Source organism: Nonomuraea sp. NEAU-A123 (genome assembly GCF_018603905.1).
Lineage (GTDB): Bacteria > Actinomycetota > Actinomycetes > Streptosporangiales > Streptosporangiaceae > Nonomuraea.
Window position 1 is genome coordinate 306,086 of record NZ_JAHFZZ010000010.1, and the last position, 16,069, is coordinate 322,154.

A 16,069-nucleotide genomic window follows, 5' to 3' on the forward strand; every position below is an offset into this window, starting at 1 on the left:
CGAAAGCCCCTCAGGCCCTCAAGGAACTGCGGGTCCTCAAGGGATTGCGGGTCCTTCAGGGACGGTGGCCCTCCAGGGACGGTGGCCCTCCAGGGACGGTGGGCCCGGAATTCCGGCTCAGACCAGCACCTCGGCCGGAGCCGGGTGGCTCAGGAACGCGGCGGGGCTCGCCGTCAGGCCGTACGCACCCGCCTGGAACAGCACGATCAGATCCCCCACCCCGGCCTTGGGCAGCGAGACGTCGTCCCCCAGCAGGTCGAGCGGGGTGCACAGGCAGCCGACGACGGTCACCGTCTCCTCGGGCGGGTCGTCCATCCGGTTCCCCACCGCGATCGGGTAGTTGCGCCTGATCACCTGGCCGAAGTTGCCGGACGCCGCGAGCTGGTGGTGCAGCCCGCCGTCCACGACGACGAACACCTTGCCGCGCGACTCCTTGCGGTCCACCACGCGCGTGACGTAGACGCCGGCCTCGCCGACCAGGTAGCGCCCCAGCTCGACGACGATCCGCGCCTCGGGCAGCCGGGGCCGGACCAGGCCGTCGACCAGCCGCGCCAGGTTGTCGCCGATCGGGCCGAGGTCGAGCGGCCGGTCGCGCAGCGCGTACGGGATGCCGAAGCCACCGCCGATGTTGAGGTAGCGCACGGGCCCGGGCGCCGCGTCCGCGAAGCCGACAATCAGCTCGACGGTACGGCGCTGCGCCTCGCAGATGCTGTCGACCCGCAGGTTCTGCGACCCGGCGAACACGTGGAAGCCCTGAAAGTCGAACTCGTCGCCGCCCAGCCCGGCCAGGACCGCGGGGATCCGCTCGGAGTCGATGCCGAACTGCTGCGGCCCGCCGCCCAGCCGCATGCCGGACCCGCGGACCACGAAGTCCGGATTGACGCGCAACGCCACCCGCGCGGGAATGCCCGCGGCGGCGCTCGCCGACCGGACCCGTTCCACCTCCAGCTCGGACTCCAGCTCGATGGTGACGCCGGCGGCGACCGCCTGCGCCAGCTCGGCCGCCGACTTGCCGGGCCCGGCGAAGCTGATGCGCGACGCGGGCCCCGGGGTGTCGAGCGCGTGCCGCATCTCCTGCGCGGAGGCCACGTCGAAGCCGTCGACCAGGCCGCTCATGTGCTGGAGCAGGGCGGGCATCGGGTTGGCCTTCACCGCGTAGCTCAGCTCGACGTCCCCGGGCAGCGCCGCGCGCACCGACGCGACCCGCCGGTTGACCAGCTCCCTGTCGTAGGCGAAGAACGGCGTGCTGCCCACGCGGGCGGCCAGCCGTTCGACGGGGATGCCGCCCACGGTGAGCTGGCTGTCGTGCCTGCCGTACCAGCCGCTCGGGATGGAGATCACCAGGTCACCGCCCGGCGCAGCTCCGTACGGTCGAACTTGCCGTTGCCCGATCTCGGCAGCCGGTCGCGCACCACCACCCGGCGGGGGACCATGTAGCGCGGCAGGTCGCGTTCGAGCGCCTTCACCAGTGTCTCGGTGTCGCACGACTCGCCGCTCGGCCCGCTGACGACGAGCACCACCTGCTGGCCGAGCGTGTCGTCGGCGACGCCGAACGCCACCGCCTCGCCCACCAGCCCGGTGGCGTAGGCCGCCTCCTCGATCTCGCTGGGGCTGACCCGGTAGCCGGAGGTTTTGATCATCTCGTCGGTACGTCCCACGAAGTAGAGGAACCCCTCCTCGTCGCGGTAGGCGACGTCGCCCGACCAGACCGCGAGCTCGCTCCCCCACGGACTGCCGCCCGGCGGGTAGGGGCGGAACCGTTCGGCGGTGCGTTCGGGGTCGTTCCAGTAGCCGAGCGCCACGAGCGCGCCACGGTGCACGATCTCCCCCTTCTCGCCGGGGTCGCAGACGCCACCGTCCGGCCGTACGACGAGGATCTCCGCGTTGGGGATCGCCTTCCCGATCGAGTCGGGCCTGCGGTCGGCCTGCGCCGGGTCGAGGTAGGTGGAGCGGAACGCCTCTGTCAGCCCGTACATGAGGTACGGCCTGGCCTGCGGGAACGTGGCCCGCAGCGCGTCCAGGGCAGGCTTGGGCAGGCGCCCGCCGGTGTTGGCGAAGTAGCGCAGGCGGCGGGTGGCCTCCGCCGGCCAGGTCTGCCCCGCGAGCTGCAGCCACAGCGGCGGCACACAAGTCAGCCCGGTGACGCCGTGCCGGGCGCAGAGGCGGACGACCGCGCCGGGCACCAGGTAGTTCATCAGGACGACGTGCGCGCCCGTGATGAAGGACGTGGTGAGCTGGCTGAAGCCGGTGTCGAAGCTCAGCGGGAGTACGGCGAGCACCACGTCGTCGCGGGTGTGGCCGAGGTACTGGGCGACGCTGCGGGCGCCGGCGAGCAGGTTGCGGTGCGACAGGACGACGCCCTTGGGGCTGCCGGTGCTGCCCGAGGTGTAGAGGATCGCCGCGACATCGGCGTCGATCACGCCCTCCGTGGCGGGGGCCTCCTCGGAGGCGCACAACCGGGACCAGGTGGTGACCGGGCGCGGCTCCGGGACCTGCGGCCGGTCGCCGATGAGGATCAGGTCGCGCAGCGACTCCACCTCCTGGAGCCGGGCGCCTATCAGGCGGTGCCGCTCGACCGTGGTGACCACCGCGACCGCCCCGCAGTCGGCGGCCACGTACCCCACCTGCTGCGGCTTGAACAGCGGATTGACCGGGACGAACACCCCGCCCGCCGCGGACACGGCGAGCATGGCGACGACGGTCTCGATCCGCTTCTCCAGGTAGACGACGACCCGCTCGCCCCGGCGCAGCCCGAGACGGCGCAGGCCGCTCGCGGCGCGGCCGACGCGGCGGGCCAGCTCGCCGTAGCTGAGTGTCTCGTCCTGGTAGGTCACCGCGGGGCGCTCAGGGTCGCCGCACCGCACCACGTCGTCGACGCGCGTCAGCATCCGGCGATCCTCACACTCGTAACGGTGTTCGCTCGTCACCGACGGTTCCTTCGAGGTCGAGTAGCGCGGACAGGGCCTGCCACAGCGAGCCGACGGTGTCGAACGTCTCCTCGTTGAGGAGGTCGTCGGGCAGCTCGATGTCGTAGCGGTCCTCGATGTCGCCCAGCAACCGCACGACGCCCATCGAGTCGAGGCCGAGCCCGGCCAGCTCGTCCGACGCGGAGAAGTCGCCCGCGTCCGCGTACGGCAAATGCGAGCGCAGAATATTCTGGAACTCGGATGGTATTTCCAACATAGTCAACGCGCCACCTCAGGCCGAAAGCCGAGCCGCTCCATGCTGTCCGCTCCGAGCTTGGCCGAATGCGCGACGACGCGTCAAGCCGGCCATTTTAGAAAAGCACTGGCAACTAATGGCCTTCCGGAGCCGGTCATCGGCGCCCGGTTGTCGCACGCCTCGTGAACGCAGATTATGAATCACATTCAACGGATCTGCGAAGTGCTGCAACTCGCACCACCGGGCGCACATGGGAGGCTGAGTTGTCCGCCGCGAAGAACGCGAATCTGTGCTGGGGCCAGCGTTACATGTGGCTGAAATACCACCGGCTGCCGCCGGGCGAACGGCATGACACGCACATCGTGCTGCGTCTCGCCATCCCGCACGACGTCACGGTGGCGAACTGCCGCGCGGCGATCAACTACCTGACGCGCCGCCACGAGTCGCTGCGGACCACCTACCACCTCGACCCGGGGCCGGAGCCGCAGCAGCGGATACACCCGCCGGCCGCGCTGCCGGTCATCCTGGCGACCACCGAACGAGACGGCACCCCCGCCCCCGCCGAGATCGTCGAGCGGATCTGCACCACCGACTTCCGCTTCGACTCCGAGTGGCCGATCCGGGCCTGCGTCATCACCACGGGCGGGGTCCCGAAGCAGATCGTCCTGGTGCTCAACCACCTGGCCGTGGACGCGTGGACGGTCCGGGAGATCAAGCGCGAGCTCACGGTCCAGTGCGCCGGCTTCAGCTCCCGCCGGCCGGCCACGCTGGAGCCCGTCCGCAACCAGCCCTCGGACCTGGCCCGCCACGAGTCGTCGGCCGAGGCCGCCGCGGTGGCGGCCCGCTCCCTGGCGTATTGGGACGAGGAGATCACCCGGATCCCAGCCGACCCGTTCGCGGCAAGGCGCGCCCCCTCGATGACGCCTGACTGCGAGCCGGTCGCCCGGAGTGCGACGCTGACCTCTCCGGCGCTGCTCGACGCCGTGCGGCGCATCGCCGCGGCGGACCAGGTGTGGCCGTCGCTGGTCCACGTGACCGCGTACACCGCCATGATGGCCGCCTACACCGGCCTCGGGACGGTCGCGCACCTGTCGTTCTCCGGCAACCGCGAGCCCGGCCCGTACGCGGGCGTGATGACGTGCATGTTCGCGCCGATGCTGGTGACCGTCGACTGCCACGACGACCCACGGTTCTCGGAGCTGCTGCACCGCGCGGCCGAGCGTTTCGAGCTCGCCCGTACGCACTCCTGCGCGCCTTACGACGAGGTCGTGGAGCGGATGTCGCGCGAGGGCTCGCGGCGCGGTGAGCCGGTACGCCTCGGGTCGGAGGTCAACTTCATCAAGCAGCGCTCCAGCGAGGCGCGGGCCCGGCGGACCACGTTCACCTGGAAGCCGGTGCCGTCGGCCTGGGCGTACGAGGAGGCGGACACGTACTTCAGGATCGACGAGTGGCGTGACGCGGTCGTCGTCGGCTTCCACGCCCGCTCCTCGATCATGGGAGCCGCCGACATGGAGCGCTTCCTGCGCGGGTACGAGGCCGTCCTGCTCGCCGACGACGACCCCCGCATCAGCGACGTCACGCGCCGCACCGGCTTCAGCGCCCCGCCGACCCCGCGAGGCATGCCCGCCCGTGACGACCTGACCATGGCCGCCCCCGAAGCCGGGCAGGCGCTCGCCGAGGTCGTCCGCCAGGTGAACGGGCTCGCCGACGTCGACCTGTCCGACAGCTACACGCTCGCCGGCGGCCGGGCCCTGCGCATCCCCCGGGTCCTCGCCCTGCTGTCGGCCCACGGCTGGACGGGCGCCTCCGTCCACCACCTGACCGGTCCCGAACCGCTGCGAGCACTGGCCGGCCGGCTGATCCCCGTCACCACGGAGCCCCTGGAAGCAGCGGTCATCGAGCCTCCGAGGCACGCACTCACCCAGCCCTGACGCACCCCTGGAGTGGTCACACCATGAAAGACGCGCTCGCCGCCCGAGTATCCAAGAGCCACCAGCTCGTCGGCTCCGAAGAGGAGCTGCGCCGGCTGATAGACCGTGAGCTGACCGCCTCCGGCGTGGACAACCTGGTCGTCATGGGCGGCCACTTCATGCTCTTCGAAGACGAGGGGCGGCTCGTCCCCGGCGTCATCAAGGAGCAGCGGTCCGAGCTGATGCGCCGCCGGATCGCCGGCCGGGTGGGCATCTTCCCGGAGTACAGCTGGCAGTTGTCCGTCGACCTCCTCACGTCGTACACGGAGACCTGCGACGACGTGCGGCTGCTCCTGCTCATCAACGACTGGCAGTACGTGCCCACGTCGGGCCGCCCGGCGAGCGAGCTGCGGGCGGAGTTCTTGGAGCGCTTCACCGGGCTGCCCGAAGAGTACGAGCGGGTGCTGCGCGAGGCCGGGTTCGGGCCGGACCTCGTGCTGCCGAGCCGCAAGCACCCGCTGGCCTTCCCCGAGACGTGGCTCAAGTACCGCTTCCAGAAGGCCGCCGACCGGTTGGTCAAGCAGGGACGGCTGGAGAAGCGGTTCCTCGACTCGGGCGAGAAGGACACCGAGGTGGCCTTCCTCGACGACGAGGGCAACTACCGCACGCTGATCAGCTGCGGCATCACCGGATGCGCCGGCGAGATCACCGAGATGATCTCCGAGGTGCACAACGCCGGCTACCGGGCGATCGTGATCTTCGCGCCTGGCGAGTGTCTCGCACCCGTCCAGACGGGCGTCGACATCGCCCTCGAGCTCTACCGGCTGCCGGACATGCTGGTGATCATCGCCGACCCCGGAGGGAGCGGGGAGATGTCAACCGACGAGATCTATTCGAAGCTCGTGACGGTCAGCACGTTCAGAAGCTGACCCGGCGCGAAGGGCAGGACCCATGAAGATCATTTATCTGGACAACTGCGCCACCACCCGCGTGGACGACGAAGTGGTCGACGCGATGCTGCCGTACCTGAGAGAGGACTTCGGCAACCCGTCGTCGCCGCACGTTCTCGGCAAGCGGGCCCGCCGGGCGGTGGACCTGGCCGCCGTGTCGGTGGCCGAGCTGCTGGGCGCCGACCCGCGCGGCATCGTCTTCACCTCCGGCGCGACCGAGAGCAACAACATCGCGCTGCTCGGCATGTTCGCCCACGCGGAGCGCGCGCCCGTCAACGCGTTGTTCTGCCCGACCGACCACAAGTCCGCGCTGGCGATCGGCCGGGCGCTGGCGGGGCAGGGCATCGACACCCGCACGATGGCGGTACGCCAGGACGGGCTGATCGACCTGACCGACCTGGCCGAGCAGCTCGACGTCCACTCGCGCGTCGCCACCGCCGCCCTGGTCAACAGCGAGATCGGCTCGATACAGCCGGTGTCGGAGCTGGCCGCGCTCTGCCACGAGTTCGGCTGCCTGCTGCACGTGGACGCCGCCCAGGCCGCCGGCCGGATCCCCATCGACGTGATCGAGACCGGGGTGGACACGCTGGCGATCTCCGGGCACAAGGTACGCGGCCCAAAGGGCATCGGCGCCCTGTACGTACGGCCCGGCGTGCGCCTGCGGCCGATCACGTACGGCGGCGGCCAGTACGAGCTGCGCAGCGGCACCATCCCCACGCACCTCGTGGTGGGGCTGGGCAAGGCGTGCGAGCTGGCGCTGCGGCGGCTCGACGACGACTGGATGCGGGCTGTACGGCTGCGCGAGACGGCCCTCGACCTGATCACCACCCGCCTTCCTGGCACGCGGATCAACGGCGATGCGCATGCCGGGGTGCCTCATGTGCTCAACCTGGTGCTGCCCGGGGTCCGCGGGGAGAGCCTCGTGTCCAGCCTGCGTTCCGTGGCCGTGTCCACGGGGTCCGCGTGCAACTCCGACTCCCAGGAGCCGTCGCACGTCCTGACGGCGATCGGGGTGAGCGCCGAGGACGCGAACTGCTCCATCCGGATGTGCCTCGACCCGCGCATGCCGTTCGACGAGCTGGTGCGCGGCATCGAGCTGATCTGCGAGCGGGCCCTGGAGCTGGCCGAGGTGTCGATCGCGATGCAGGCCACATGACGTAAGCCGGACCCGCCAAGAGACGGGTCCGGCAGGAGGCGGGTCAGGCGCCGTTGGGCAGGAACTTCCTGGCCGCCTGCACTCCGGCCTGGAAACGGCTGGTCGCGTCGAGGTCGCGCATCAGCGTGGCGATGTGCCGGCGGCAACTGCGTACCGACATGCCCAGCTTGCGGGCCACGACCTCGTCGGTGTAGCCCTTGGCCATCAGCGCGGCGATGGCCTGCTGGAGGTCGTCGGCCACGTTGGCGTAGCCGGACTCGATGCCCTCCAGCGGCGTGGCCGTCTCCCACAGGTGGTTGAACAGGTCCAGCAGGAACTGCGCGACCCCGTGGTTGTGCACCCGCGCCACGTTCGTCTCCCCGTCCGACAGCCCGAACAGCACCACCAGCGACCGGTCGAAGACCACGGCGGAGCGCGGGATGTGGCTGACGGTGCACACGGAGGCCCCCGCGTCGGTCAGCTTCTTCATCCTCATCCGCGTGGCCAGGTCGGCCCGGTTGCGGTGCTGGCAGATGATGCGCACGGTGATGCCCCGGCCGAGCAGCGGCGAGTACGCCTGCGACAGCTCGTCCGCGTCGCTCAGGCTCGACTGGAGCACCAGCACCTCGTCCCGGCACGAGTCACTGGCCATCTTGAGGAAACCCCGGACCTCCATCGACCCCACCAGGTACTCGATCGCGCTGGGCGCCGAGGGCTTGCCGGAACCGGTGTAGTCCTGCCGGAACACACTGATCCGCTCACGAATCTGGTCGATCAGCTCGCGACGCTGATAAATCTCCCGCTCGACAGAGGAGACAAGCGAGGCCGCGGCAACCTCGGGATCCACGGGGACGAACCGGCGGCCCGCCCCGTCCTCCGTCATGAGCAAGCGGTTGTCCACCAGCTGGGCCACCGCCGCGTGCATCTCATGCAGGCCGATGCCGAGATCGGCGGCGGCCACCTCCAGCGCCTCGATCGCGCCCTTCCTGGCCGCGTAGCGATAAACATCGGTGGCGTGGTCGCCGCCCACGGGGGCCGTCCCCGGATACAACGGAATAGTCGTCATCACGTACTCCCATCAACTCAACTACGCGGACTCAGGTGAGGGTTCTGGTGCGTCCTGGTTAACAGGAACGCCGGTTGAACAGGAACAGGGAGAGGCCGAGCAGCCCGGCCGCCATCCCGGAGAGCACGGCGAGCTCGGGGAGCACCGTGCCGATGCCCGCGCCGGGCCTGGTCAGCGCCAGCAGCGCGTCCATGCCCCAGGCGTGCGGGAAGAGATGGCCGAGCGAGTTGAGGAAGTCCCCCGCCGACTCCCTCGGCCACAGGCAGCCGCCCAGCATGCCGAGCACGATGCCGAGCGGCGGCCCGATGGCGGGCGCCTGCGACGGCGCGCGCACCAGGCTGCCGACCAGGATCGCGGCGCCGGTGGCCACCAGCGAGAACGCGCCGACCACCGCGGCGACGCCCAGCGGGTCGCCCCACGACACCCCGAACACCAGCGAGCTCACCACCATGATCAACAGCGACTGCGCGACGGCCACGACGAACCTGCTCAGCGCCTCCCCCGCGAGCACCGACCGGCGCCTGACGGGTGCGGTGAGCGCGCGCTGGAGCATCCCGAGCCGCCTGCTCTCGGCGAGCGCGGCGGCGACGGCCATGGAGTTGATGAACGTGAACAGCAGCAGGTTGCCCGGGGCCGTGTAGGCGAAGCCCCTGGGGGTGGCGCCGGACGTACCGGAGCCGACGACCGAGACGCGGCCCGACTCGGCCTGTGCCTCGCGGACACGCGCGGCGGCCTGCGCGGGCGTGGCGCCCGCGGCCTCGACCGCCCTGGTGGCTTCGAGCACGGCGGCCACCCTGCCGACCGCGACGTCGACGGCGCTGCGGGCCGCCATGCCGCTGCCGTTCACCTGGGTCATGACGAGTTCGAGCCGGGTCGAGCCGGTCGGGATCACCACCCCCGCGGCCAGGGACCCTTCGCGGACGCCCGACCGCAGGTCCTGCTTGGTCGCCACGGACGTGATGGCGAGGTCAGGGTGCGCGCGCAGCTCCTTGAGCACGGCGGCCGCCACCGGATCGGAACTCGGGGCGACGACTCCGACGGGCAGCTTGGCGGCCCCCACGGCGCCCCCGCCGAGCGCCATGCCGACGAACGCGAGGTTGACGAACGGCATGATCACCATGAAGAACAGGCCGACCTTGTCGCGGGAGAGCCGGCGCAGGTTCGCCGCCACCAGCGCGAGGATGGGACGCGGCCGCAGCCGAGCAGCCCCTTGCGGCCGCATTCGAGCAGCGCCTTGCGGCCGCGGCCGAGCGGCGCCTTGTGGCCTCATCCGAGCAGCCCCTTCCTGAAGCCGGCCGCGGCCAGGCCGCCCGCCGCCAGCGCGATCGCGCACAGCACGCCGATCGGGACGATCACCGTGGTCAAGCCGCCACCGGAGCCGGCGAGCTGGACGAGCCCGGTCGACGTCCACCCGTTCGGGGTGAGCAGCGCCACCTTCTGCAGGAAGCCGGGCAGGTTGTACAGCGGCACCAGGCTGCCGCCGAAGAAGGCCATCACGAACGAGACGACCATGGTGATCCCGTCGGCCTGGGCGTCGGTCTTCGCCCGGCTGGCCACCAGCATGGTGATCGCGGCGGCGGCGAGGACGTGCGCGACCAGCAGCGCGAAGACCGCCACCGGGTCGCCCCAGCTCGTGCCGAAGATGAGCGAGGAGGACACCCAGGTGGCGCAGACGCTGACCACGCCGAGCCCGAACCCGACGAGCGCCTTGCCCGCGATCGGCGCCCACCGAGGGATCGGCGCCGCCCGCATCCGGTCGAGCGTGCCCTGCCGCCGCTCGGTGAGCAGGCTCCTGAACGACGCGCCCACCACGAAGAAGGCGAACAGGGCGGCCATGCCGGAGCCGTAGTACACCGACAGGTCGACCTTCCCGCCTTCCATGGGGTCGTCGGCCAGGCTCAGTCCCGGCCCGGCGGCGCCGTTGCGCTCCACCAGCTCCTTCACCCGGTCGCCCGGCACGCCGTACGCGAGCGAGGCGCGGACCGCGAGCGTGCGGGCGTCCACCACCGAGGAGATGCGGTCGACGATGGCGTTGGCCACCACGCCCGCGAGCGGCGACTCGGCGGAGGTGAGCACGGCGACCTGGCCGCCGGCGCCCGCGCCGACGCTCTTGGTGAAGCCCTGGGGGAACACGATGGCCGAGCCGATGTCACCAGAGTCGAGCGACCGCTGCGCCTCCTGCCTGCTGGGCAGGTCGCGCAGCGTCAGCATGCCCTTGAGCTGCTCGCTGGACATGACCTCCCGCCGCACGCTGGCGGAGAACTCGCCGCGGTCGAGGTCGACGAAGCCGATCGTGGCGCGCAGCGGCGGGTCGTCGCCGCCCAGGGCGAAGCCGAAGAGAGTGGCCAGCGCGATGGGCACGATCAGCGCGACCACCAGGGCCGTCCCGTCGCGCGTCCGGGTACGCAGCTCCAGCGCGGCCACGGACAGAAGGGGTCTCAGCATGGTCAGTCCCGCAGCTTGCTGCCGGTGAGGTGGAGGAAGGTGGCCTCCAGGTCGGGTTCGATGACCTCGACGGCGATCACGGTGGCGCGGCCGTCCACGGCGGCGATGATCGCGGGCAGCACGTAGCGGCCGCCTTCCGCGAGCAGCCGCACGGAGCCGGTGCCGGTCCTGACCGCCTCGATGACGCCTTCCAGCGCCTGGAGCTTGTCGAACGCGCCGTCCACGTCGCCGTCGAGCATCAGCTCGATCGTGTCGGCGCTGCCGACCATGGCGACCAGCTCGTGGCGGGTGCCCTCGGCGACGATCCGGCCGTGGTCGATGATCCCGACCCGGTCGCAGACCCGCTCGACCTCCTCCATGTAGTGCGAGGTGTAGAGCAGCGCCATGCCGTCGGCGACCAGCCGTTCCACGCCGTCGAGGATGGCCTTGCGGCTCTGCGGGTCGACGCCGACGGTCGGCTCGTCCAGGATGAGCACCTCGGGCCGGTGCAGCAGCGCCGCGCCGATGTTGATCCGCCGCTTCATGCCGCCCGAGTACGCGCCGAGCTTGCCGTCGGCCCGGTCGGACAGCCCGACCAGGTCGAGCACCTCGTCGATGCGCGCCGCCAGCGCCCGCCTCGGCAGGCCGAACAGCCGGCCGAAGAAACGCAGGTTCTCCCGCCCGGTCAGCTCCGGGTAGAGCGCGATCTCCTGCGGCACGTAGCCGATCTTCGCCTTGGCCGCCATCGGCTCGGCGGCGAGGTCCGTGCCGCACACCAGCACGTTCCCGGTCGCGGGCTTGAGCAGGCCGACGAGCATGGAGATCGTGGTCGTCTTGCCCGCGCCGTTCGGCCCGAGCAGTCCGTACGCCTCACCGGGTTCGATGGCGAACCCCACATCCTGTACGGCGAGCACGTCACCGAACCTCTTGCTCAGGCCGGCACAGGCCAGGGTCGCGGTCACCGGCCCCACCCCTCCGGCTCGCCCTTGTCGGCGGTGTTGCCCGCGCAGACCTGGCGTTCCAGATCGACGCCGAGCTGGTGGTCGAGCGGGCTGTTGCCGGTCACCAGGTTCCACAGGATGTGGTTGTCCACGGCGTCGTCGCCTCCCCAGCCCTTGGACGAGCCCATGACGAACGCCGCGCCCATGACCGTCTCGCCGCTGGGATGGTTGTCGTGGATCCGGTTGTCCACGACGCTGACCCGGTGCGTCCCGATCAGCGCCAGGCCCACGCCGGAGATCGGCGGGCCTGCGGCCCCCAGCGCGTCGGGGGCGTCGCCGCCCGCGGCCAGGCCGTTGCCGTACAGGTCGTTGCCCGAGACGAGGCAGTCGCGGACGCCGCCGTCGGGCTCGCCCTCGTAGGTCTGGTTGAGCATCAGCAGCCCGGCGGCGTTGCCGTGGCAGGAGTTACGCAGGACCCTGACGCGGGAGGAATTGTCAATGAAGATCCCGAAGGCGTTGGCGAAGGTCTCGTTGTCCGCCACCAGCCCGTCGGTCTCGGGGCAGAAGCTGAGCGCGATGCCGCCGTACTGGCTGCCCGACGCCGTGCAGCCGGTCACCTCGCACCGGCTCGACTCGCGCACGTAGACGCCCCAGACCGCGTTGCCGGCCGCCTCGACGTCCCGTACGGTCAGGCCGGTCACGGTGTGGGCGTAGATCCCCGCGCCCGAGGCGCCGCGCACGGTCAGCCCGGCTATCGTGACGTCGCCGACGCCGTGCGCGGTGATGCCGCTGACGACGTCCGCCGCCGCGTCGTGCAGCGGCGGGATCCCTTCGGGGACGGAGTCTCCGGGAACCAGCACCGTGCGGCCCGCCCCGGCGCCGGTCAGCGTCACGCCGCTGTGCCTGATCCACACGTTCTCTGCGTACGTGCCCGCCGCCAGCTCGATCGTCGCGCCGGCGCCCGCCTCGTCGAGTGCCCGCTGGATCGACTGGCCGGGCCTCACCTGGGACATCCTGGGTCTCCCTCGTTGTCGACGTACACGATGGCCAGGGAGACGAGCAGTCCGGAGCCCATCCCCCATCGGGCCGCCCCGGCCACCCGGCCCTCGCGGGGCGCCAGCCGTACCAGGGCCGCCTGTTCGCACGCGCCCCGGACGGCGTAGGACGAGCCGCCGGTCAGCGTGAGCCCGGTCGAGGCGGTCAGTTCCGCGGCCGCCTCGTCGAGCAGCCGCCCCGTCCAGGCGGCGGGCCGCCCGGCGCGGGCCTCGAAGTCGTGCCAGGTGAAGCCGGGCGGGCGCCCGCCGACCGCCTTGATGAAGCACTCCTTGACGGAGAAGGCCACCTCCTCCACGCCCAGCTCACGCTCGGCGGGCGTGGTGAGGTGGTCGGTGAACACGGCCCCGCCGCGCCCGGCCGCCCTGGCGAGCCGGTCGGCGTCCACGATGTCCACACCCACCAGCACGGCAGGAAGCACGGACTGTACGGCTGGCAGCCTCATGCCGAGACCTTGGCGCAGCGGGCCACGAACGGTTCGAGCACGGCGTTGTACTCGCCCGGCCGCTCGATCATCGGGATGTGCCCGCTGTCCTCGACCACCACCACGTCGTTCTCCGGGTAGCCGGCGAGCAGCTCCAGCCATGGGCCGACCGGCGTCATCCGGTCGTGCCTGCCCCAGACGTACAGGGACGGGCAGCGGACCTTGTCGAGGGCAGGTTTGACCTGGTAGCGGCGGGTGGCCTTGAGGCTGCGGGCCATGCTGACCATGGCCTCCGGCTGCCGGAGCATGGTGCCGACCTCGTCCATCTGCTCCCGGGTGAAGAAGGGCTCGGTGCCGTGGAAGAGCGCGGACACCATGCGGGCGCCGAAGTCGTCGCCGAACGGCTGCACGCTGGCCCGCCGGTCGAAGCTCAGCCCGACGTCGGGGTCCGGGGTCAGGCCGGGGGCGCCGCTCACCACGATGCCCCTGATCCGGTCGGGGCGGCGGCCGGCCAGGTCGATGGCGACCAGGCCGCCGAGTGAGTTGGCGCAGAGGATGAGGTCCTCGACGCCGGCCTCGTCGCAGGCGGCCAGCAGCGCGTCGCCGAGCCGTTCGATCGACCCGGCCACCCGGCGGTCGAGCGCGCAGATCGCCTCGTGCGTACGCAGCACCGGCACGCCGGCCCGCGCCAGATGGCGGTAGGGGTGCTCCCAGATCCAGCCGCCGGCGAACAGCGCGGACATGAAGACCACAGCGGGGCCGCCGCCGTCGCCGAGCCGGTGCTCGGTGGTGAAGTCGGACATGAAGGCTCCAGTCACAGTAGGGAGGCGTCGCCTGGGATCCACCCGCAGCCGCAGGCGGCGTCCGGACCGACCCGGACGACGGTGTCGCAGGCGGGACAGCGGGCGTACTCGCGGATGTCGGAGGGGATCCAGACGCTGGTGAGCACCCGGGTACACAGGCCGCCCTTGAAGAAGCGGCGCATGCTCCGCTGATGCGGCCTGGCGTGCACCGCGCGGACGGACTCGGGGCGGTCGAAGGCGGTCACTGTGAACTTGCGGTCGCCGACGTCGAACGTCGCCAGGCCGAGGAAGCCCTTGGACGCCCGCAGCGACTTGACGACCTCCACGCTGAGCAGGTCCACGTCCGCCGCCTCCGCGTCGTCACGGACCTCCAGCCAGGTCAGCGTCAGGACGCCCGGCGGCTCGGTGCGCCCGGTGGGGACGCGCGCGCTGACGCCGAACTGCCTGACCTCATCGGCCGCCGGCACGAACCGCGCCGAGTAGCCGAGCGCCTCCGCGACCGCCAGCCGGTCGAAGCAGCGCCGCACGCGCGGGCCGTCCGCGCCGAGGGTCACCAGGTCGCTCCCCTGGACGCCGACGGTCCCGCCGACCGTGGGCATGCCCAGGTAGGGCGCGCGGTGGTCGGCCTGGAGCGTCCACCAGAGCGTGACGGCGTCGCCGTCGCCGACCACCCGGTCCACCAGGAACCGCGGCCGCTGGAAGCGGGCCAGCGTGCCGGCCGCGTGCGCGGCCAGTGCGGCGCCGCTCAGCTCGCCGCCGGAGTCGGGGTCGCTGTAGGAGGCGGCGGTGGCGGCCACGGCCTCGGGGTCACCGGCCTGCCACGCCTCCAGGTGCTGTTCGGCGGCCTTCCTGGCGTCCATGGTCATGCCTCGTCCTCGTCTTCGGGCAGCCGCGCCGAGGCGACGGCCACGGCGAGCACCTTGCCGTCGGTGTGGCTGAGCGAGAGCCGGATCTGCCGGTCGGGCCCCGCCGCCGCGCGCAGCGCCCCGCCGAGCCGGACGGCCGGCGGGTGCCCGGTGTGGCAGACGGCGGTCTTCGCGCAGTTGGCGGTGGGCCTGGGCAGCACCTCCGCCTGGCCGAGGTGCTCGGCCGTGGGGGTGACGCCGAGGAGGCGGAGCACCGCGTACTTGCCCGCCAGGCGCCCGGCCCAGTGCTGGAGCGTGCGGCCGTACCCGGACCTGAGGCGCTCGGCCGCCGTGTACACCTCTTCGAGGCGCATGTCGCCGACCAGCTCCTGCGGCCGGGAGAGCCCGGCGAAGCCGACCATCGCGCTGCCCCACCGGTTCATGCCGCGATCCCCCTGGACAGCCGCCGGAGGGTGGCGGGCTCGGCCAGGCTCAGACAGCGCGCGCCCGCCCGGCGCGACAGGCCCGAGAGCACCTTGCTGTCGCCCACCTCGACGCCGGGGGCGAGCCCTTCCACCGCGGCCACCGTGTCCGTCCACCGGACCCGCCCGGTGAGCTGGGCGATCAGCGCGTCCCTGAGCGTGGCGAGGTCGGTGGTGGGCTCACCGGTCACGTTCGGGACCACGGGCACGAGGGGCTCGGCCATCGGCGCGGCCCGCACCGCCGCGGCCCAGGCGGGGACGGCCGCCGCCATCAGCGGCGAGTGGAAGGCGTTGCCGACCCGTAGCGGCACGATCTTGCTGGCCCGCGTGGCGAGCTTGCCCAGCCGGTCCAGGGCCGGCAGCGCGCCGGAGACCACCACGTGGCCCGGCGCGTTCTCCAGGGCCACGACCAGCGGCTCGTCCTCGGTGCCCGCCTCCGCGGCCAGCTCCTCGACGTCCTCGACCGGCAGGCCCATCACCGCGTGCATCCCGCCCATGACGCCGACGCCGGCCATCAGCCGGGACCTGAGCTCGACCAGCCGTACGGTGTCGGCGAGGGTGAGCACGCCCGCCGCGTGCAGGGCGCTCAGCTCGCCGACGCTGTGCCCGGCGACCACCAGCGGCTCGAACCCCTCCTCCAGCATCACGGCCAGCGCCGCCAGATTGCACGCCGTCACCGCGATCTGCGCGTGCTCGGTCGCCACCAGCCTGTCGAGCGGCCCGCGAGCGCACAGCGGGGTGATGGGCTGGGAGAGCAGCGCGTCAACCTCGTCGAGCCGCGCTCGCGCCACGGGTCGGCGACGCAGCCACGCACCCATACCGACACGGACCGTGCCTTGTCCTGGGAAGAGAAATCCAAGCATGACGCGCACTC

16 protein-coding genes are annotated in these 16,069 nt (G+C 71.9%); 3 read left to right on the plus strand and 13 right to left on the minus strand.

Annotated features, from left to right (window positions below; translation table 11 throughout):
• Nucleotides 1–117: 117 nt before the first annotated feature.
• The 3 genes from KLK06_RS31320 to KLK06_RS31330 are packed head-to-tail and all read right to left on the minus strand — an operon-like array spanning nucleotide 118 to nucleotide 3,183.
• Nucleotides 118–1,341 carry a pyridoxal-dependent decarboxylase, exosortase A system-associated gene (locus KLK06_RS31320; RefSeq protein WP_214639256.1) on the minus strand — a complete coding sequence of 408 codons (1,224 nt, stop codon included), beginning with the start codon at nucleotides 1,339–1,341 and terminating at the stop codon, nucleotides 118–120.
• Nucleotides 1,338–2,888 carry an acyl-CoA ligase (AMP-forming), exosortase A system-associated gene (locus KLK06_RS31325; RefSeq protein WP_214639257.1) on the minus strand — a complete coding sequence of 517 codons (1,551 nt, stop codon included), beginning with the start codon at nucleotides 2,886–2,888 and terminating at the stop codon, nucleotides 1,338–1,340. Before KLK06_RS31325 ends, KLK06_RS31320 begins: the two co-directional genes overlap by 4 nt.
• Before the next feature lie 10 nt (nucleotides 2,889–2,898).
• On the minus strand, nucleotides 2,899–3,183 hold the full coding sequence (locus KLK06_RS31330; protein WP_284735179.1) for a phosphopantetheine-binding protein: 285 nt from the start codon (nucleotides 3,181–3,183) through the stop codon (nucleotides 2,899–2,901).
• A gap of 242 nt (nucleotides 3,184–3,425) precedes the next feature.
• Here KLK06_RS31330 and KLK06_RS31335 point away from each other — a divergent pair, with 242 nt between their 5' ends.
• The 3 genes from KLK06_RS31335 to KLK06_RS31345 are packed head-to-tail and all read left to right on the plus strand — an operon-like array spanning nucleotide 3,426 to nucleotide 7,178.
• Nucleotides 3,426–5,093 (plus strand): condensation domain-containing protein, encoded by a 1,668-nt coding sequence (locus KLK06_RS31335; protein ID WP_214639259.1) that lies wholly within the window; start codon nucleotides 3,426–3,428, stop codon nucleotides 5,091–5,093.
• A 23-nt stretch (nucleotides 5,094–5,116) separates the two neighbouring features.
• Nucleotides 5,117–6,001, plus strand: coding sequence for an LPD16 domain-containing protein (locus KLK06_RS31340; protein WP_214639260.1), 885 nt, complete (start codon nucleotides 5,117–5,119; stop codon nucleotides 5,999–6,001).
• A gap of 22 nt (nucleotides 6,002–6,023) precedes the next feature.
• On the plus strand, nucleotides 6,024–7,178 hold the full coding sequence (locus tag KLK06_RS31345) for a cysteine desulfurase family protein (protein ID WP_214639261.1): 1,155 nt from the start codon (nucleotides 6,024–6,026) through the stop codon (nucleotides 7,176–7,178).
• A 43-nt stretch (nucleotides 7,179–7,221) separates the two neighbouring features.
• On the opposite strand, the gene KLK06_RS31350 is transcribed toward KLK06_RS31345, so the two are convergent.
• Genes KLK06_RS31350 through KLK06_RS31395 form a run of 10 tightly spaced genes read right to left on the minus strand, consistent with a single transcriptional unit; the run spans nucleotide 7,222 to nucleotide 16,058 of the window.
• Nucleotides 7,222–8,223, minus strand: a complete 1,002-nt coding sequence (locus KLK06_RS31350) for a hypothetical protein (protein ID WP_214639262.1) — start codon at nucleotides 8,221–8,223, stop codon at nucleotides 7,222–7,224.
• Between the two features lie 58 nt (nucleotides 8,224–8,281).
• Nucleotides 8,282–9,445 (minus strand): ABC transporter permease, encoded by a 1,164-nt coding sequence (locus KLK06_RS31355; protein WP_214639263.1) that lies wholly within the window; start codon nucleotides 9,443–9,445, stop codon nucleotides 8,282–8,284.
• A gap of 44 nt (nucleotides 9,446–9,489) precedes the next feature.
• The gene (locus KLK06_RS31360) at nucleotides 9,490–10,668 is read right to left on the minus strand and encodes an ABC transporter permease (protein ID WP_250906281.1); all 1,179 of its coding nucleotides are present in this window, start codon (nucleotides 10,666–10,668) and stop codon (nucleotides 9,490–9,492) included.
• 2 nt (nucleotides 10,669–10,670) lie between these two features.
• Nucleotides 10,671–11,609 carry an ABC transporter ATP-binding protein gene (locus tag KLK06_RS31365; protein WP_308168530.1) on the minus strand — a complete coding sequence of 313 codons (939 nt, stop codon included), beginning with the start codon at nucleotides 11,607–11,609 and terminating at the stop codon, nucleotides 10,671–10,673.
• Nucleotides 11,606–12,601 carry a nitrous oxide reductase family maturation protein NosD gene (locus KLK06_RS31370; protein WP_214639265.1) on the minus strand — a complete coding sequence of 332 codons (996 nt, stop codon included), beginning with the start codon at nucleotides 12,599–12,601 and terminating at the stop codon, nucleotides 11,606–11,608. Before KLK06_RS31370 ends, KLK06_RS31365 begins: the two co-directional genes overlap by 4 nt.
• Nucleotides 12,589–13,086 (minus strand): 4'-phosphopantetheinyl transferase superfamily protein, encoded by a 498-nt coding sequence (locus tag KLK06_RS31375; protein ID WP_214639266.1) that lies wholly within the window; start codon nucleotides 13,084–13,086, stop codon nucleotides 12,589–12,591. Before KLK06_RS31375 ends, KLK06_RS31370 begins: the two co-directional genes overlap by 13 nt.
• On the minus strand, nucleotides 13,083–13,868 hold the full coding sequence (locus tag KLK06_RS31380) for an alpha/beta fold hydrolase (protein WP_214639267.1): 786 nt from the start codon (nucleotides 13,866–13,868) through the stop codon (nucleotides 13,083–13,085). The genes KLK06_RS31375 and KLK06_RS31380 overlap by 4 nt, the downstream gene beginning before the upstream one ends.
• An 11-nt stretch (nucleotides 13,869–13,879) precedes the next feature.
• Nucleotides 13,880–14,734, minus strand: coding sequence for a nuclear transport factor 2 family protein (locus KLK06_RS31385; RefSeq protein WP_214639268.1), 855 nt, complete (start codon nucleotides 14,732–14,734; stop codon nucleotides 13,880–13,882).
• Nucleotides 14,731–15,156, minus strand: a complete 426-nt coding sequence (locus tag KLK06_RS31390; RefSeq protein ID WP_214639269.1) for a phosphopantetheinyl transferase — start codon at nucleotides 15,154–15,156, stop codon at nucleotides 14,731–14,733. Before KLK06_RS31390 ends, KLK06_RS31385 begins: the two co-directional genes overlap by 4 nt.
• Nucleotides 15,153–16,058: an ACP S-malonyltransferase gene (locus tag KLK06_RS31395; protein ID WP_214639270.1), complete on the minus strand. Its 906-nt coding sequence runs from the start codon at nucleotides 16,056–16,058 to the stop codon at nucleotides 15,153–15,155. The genes KLK06_RS31390 and KLK06_RS31395 overlap by 4 nt, the downstream gene beginning before the upstream one ends.
• Nucleotides 16,059–16,069: the final 11 nt, after the last annotated feature.

What these genes read in the sequence shown, in the direction of transcription:
- KLK06_RS31325 (WP_214639257.1), bottom strand. Translation starts at nt 2,888, where the DNA reads ATGCTGACGCGCGTCGACGACGTGGTGCGGTGCGGCGACCCTGAGCGC.
- KLK06_RS31360 (WP_250906281.1), bottom strand. Translation starts at nt 10,668, where the DNA reads ATGCTGAGACCCCTTCTGTCCGTGGCCGCGCTGGAGCTGCGTACCCGG.
- KLK06_RS31330 (WP_284735179.1), bottom strand. Translation starts at nt 3,183, where the DNA reads ATGTTGGAAATACCATCCGAGTTCCAGAATATTCTGCGCTCGCATTTG.
- KLK06_RS31375 (WP_214639266.1), bottom strand. Translation starts at nt 13,086, where the DNA reads ATGAGGCTGCCAGCCGTACAGTCCGTGCTTCCTGCCGTGCTGGTGGGT.
- KLK06_RS31370 (WP_214639265.1), bottom strand. Translation starts at nt 12,601, where the DNA reads ATGTCCCAGGTGAGGCCCGGCCAGTCGATCCAGCGGGCACTCGACGAG.
- KLK06_RS31380 (WP_214639267.1), bottom strand. Translation starts at nt 13,868, where the DNA reads ATGTCCGACTTCACCACCGAGCACCGGCTCGGCGACGGCGGCGGCCCC.
- KLK06_RS31395 (WP_214639270.1), bottom strand. Translation starts at nt 16,058, where the DNA reads ATGCTTGGATTTCTCTTCCCAGGACAAGGCACGGTCCGTGTCGGTATG.
- KLK06_RS31345 (WP_214639261.1), top strand. Translation starts at nt 6,024, where the DNA reads ATGAAGATCATTTATCTGGACAACTGCGCCACCACCCGCGTGGACGAC.
- KLK06_RS31350 (WP_214639262.1), bottom strand. Translation starts at nt 8,223, where the DNA reads ATGACGACTATTCCGTTGTATCCGGGGACGGCCCCCGTGGGCGGCGAC.
- KLK06_RS31390 (WP_214639269.1), bottom strand. Translation starts at nt 15,156, where the DNA reads ATGAACCGGTGGGGCAGCGCGATGGTCGGCTTCGCCGGGCTCTCCCGG.
- KLK06_RS31340 (WP_214639260.1), top strand. Translation starts at nt 5,117, where the DNA reads ATGAAAGACGCGCTCGCCGCCCGAGTATCCAAGAGCCACCAGCTCGTC.
- KLK06_RS31355 (WP_214639263.1), bottom strand. Translation starts at nt 9,445, where the DNA reads ATGCGGCCGCAAGGGGCTGCTCGGCTGCGGCCGCGTCCCATCCTCGCG.
- KLK06_RS31385 (WP_214639268.1), bottom strand. Translation starts at nt 14,734, where the DNA reads ATGACCATGGACGCCAGGAAGGCCGCCGAACAGCACCTGGAGGCGTGG.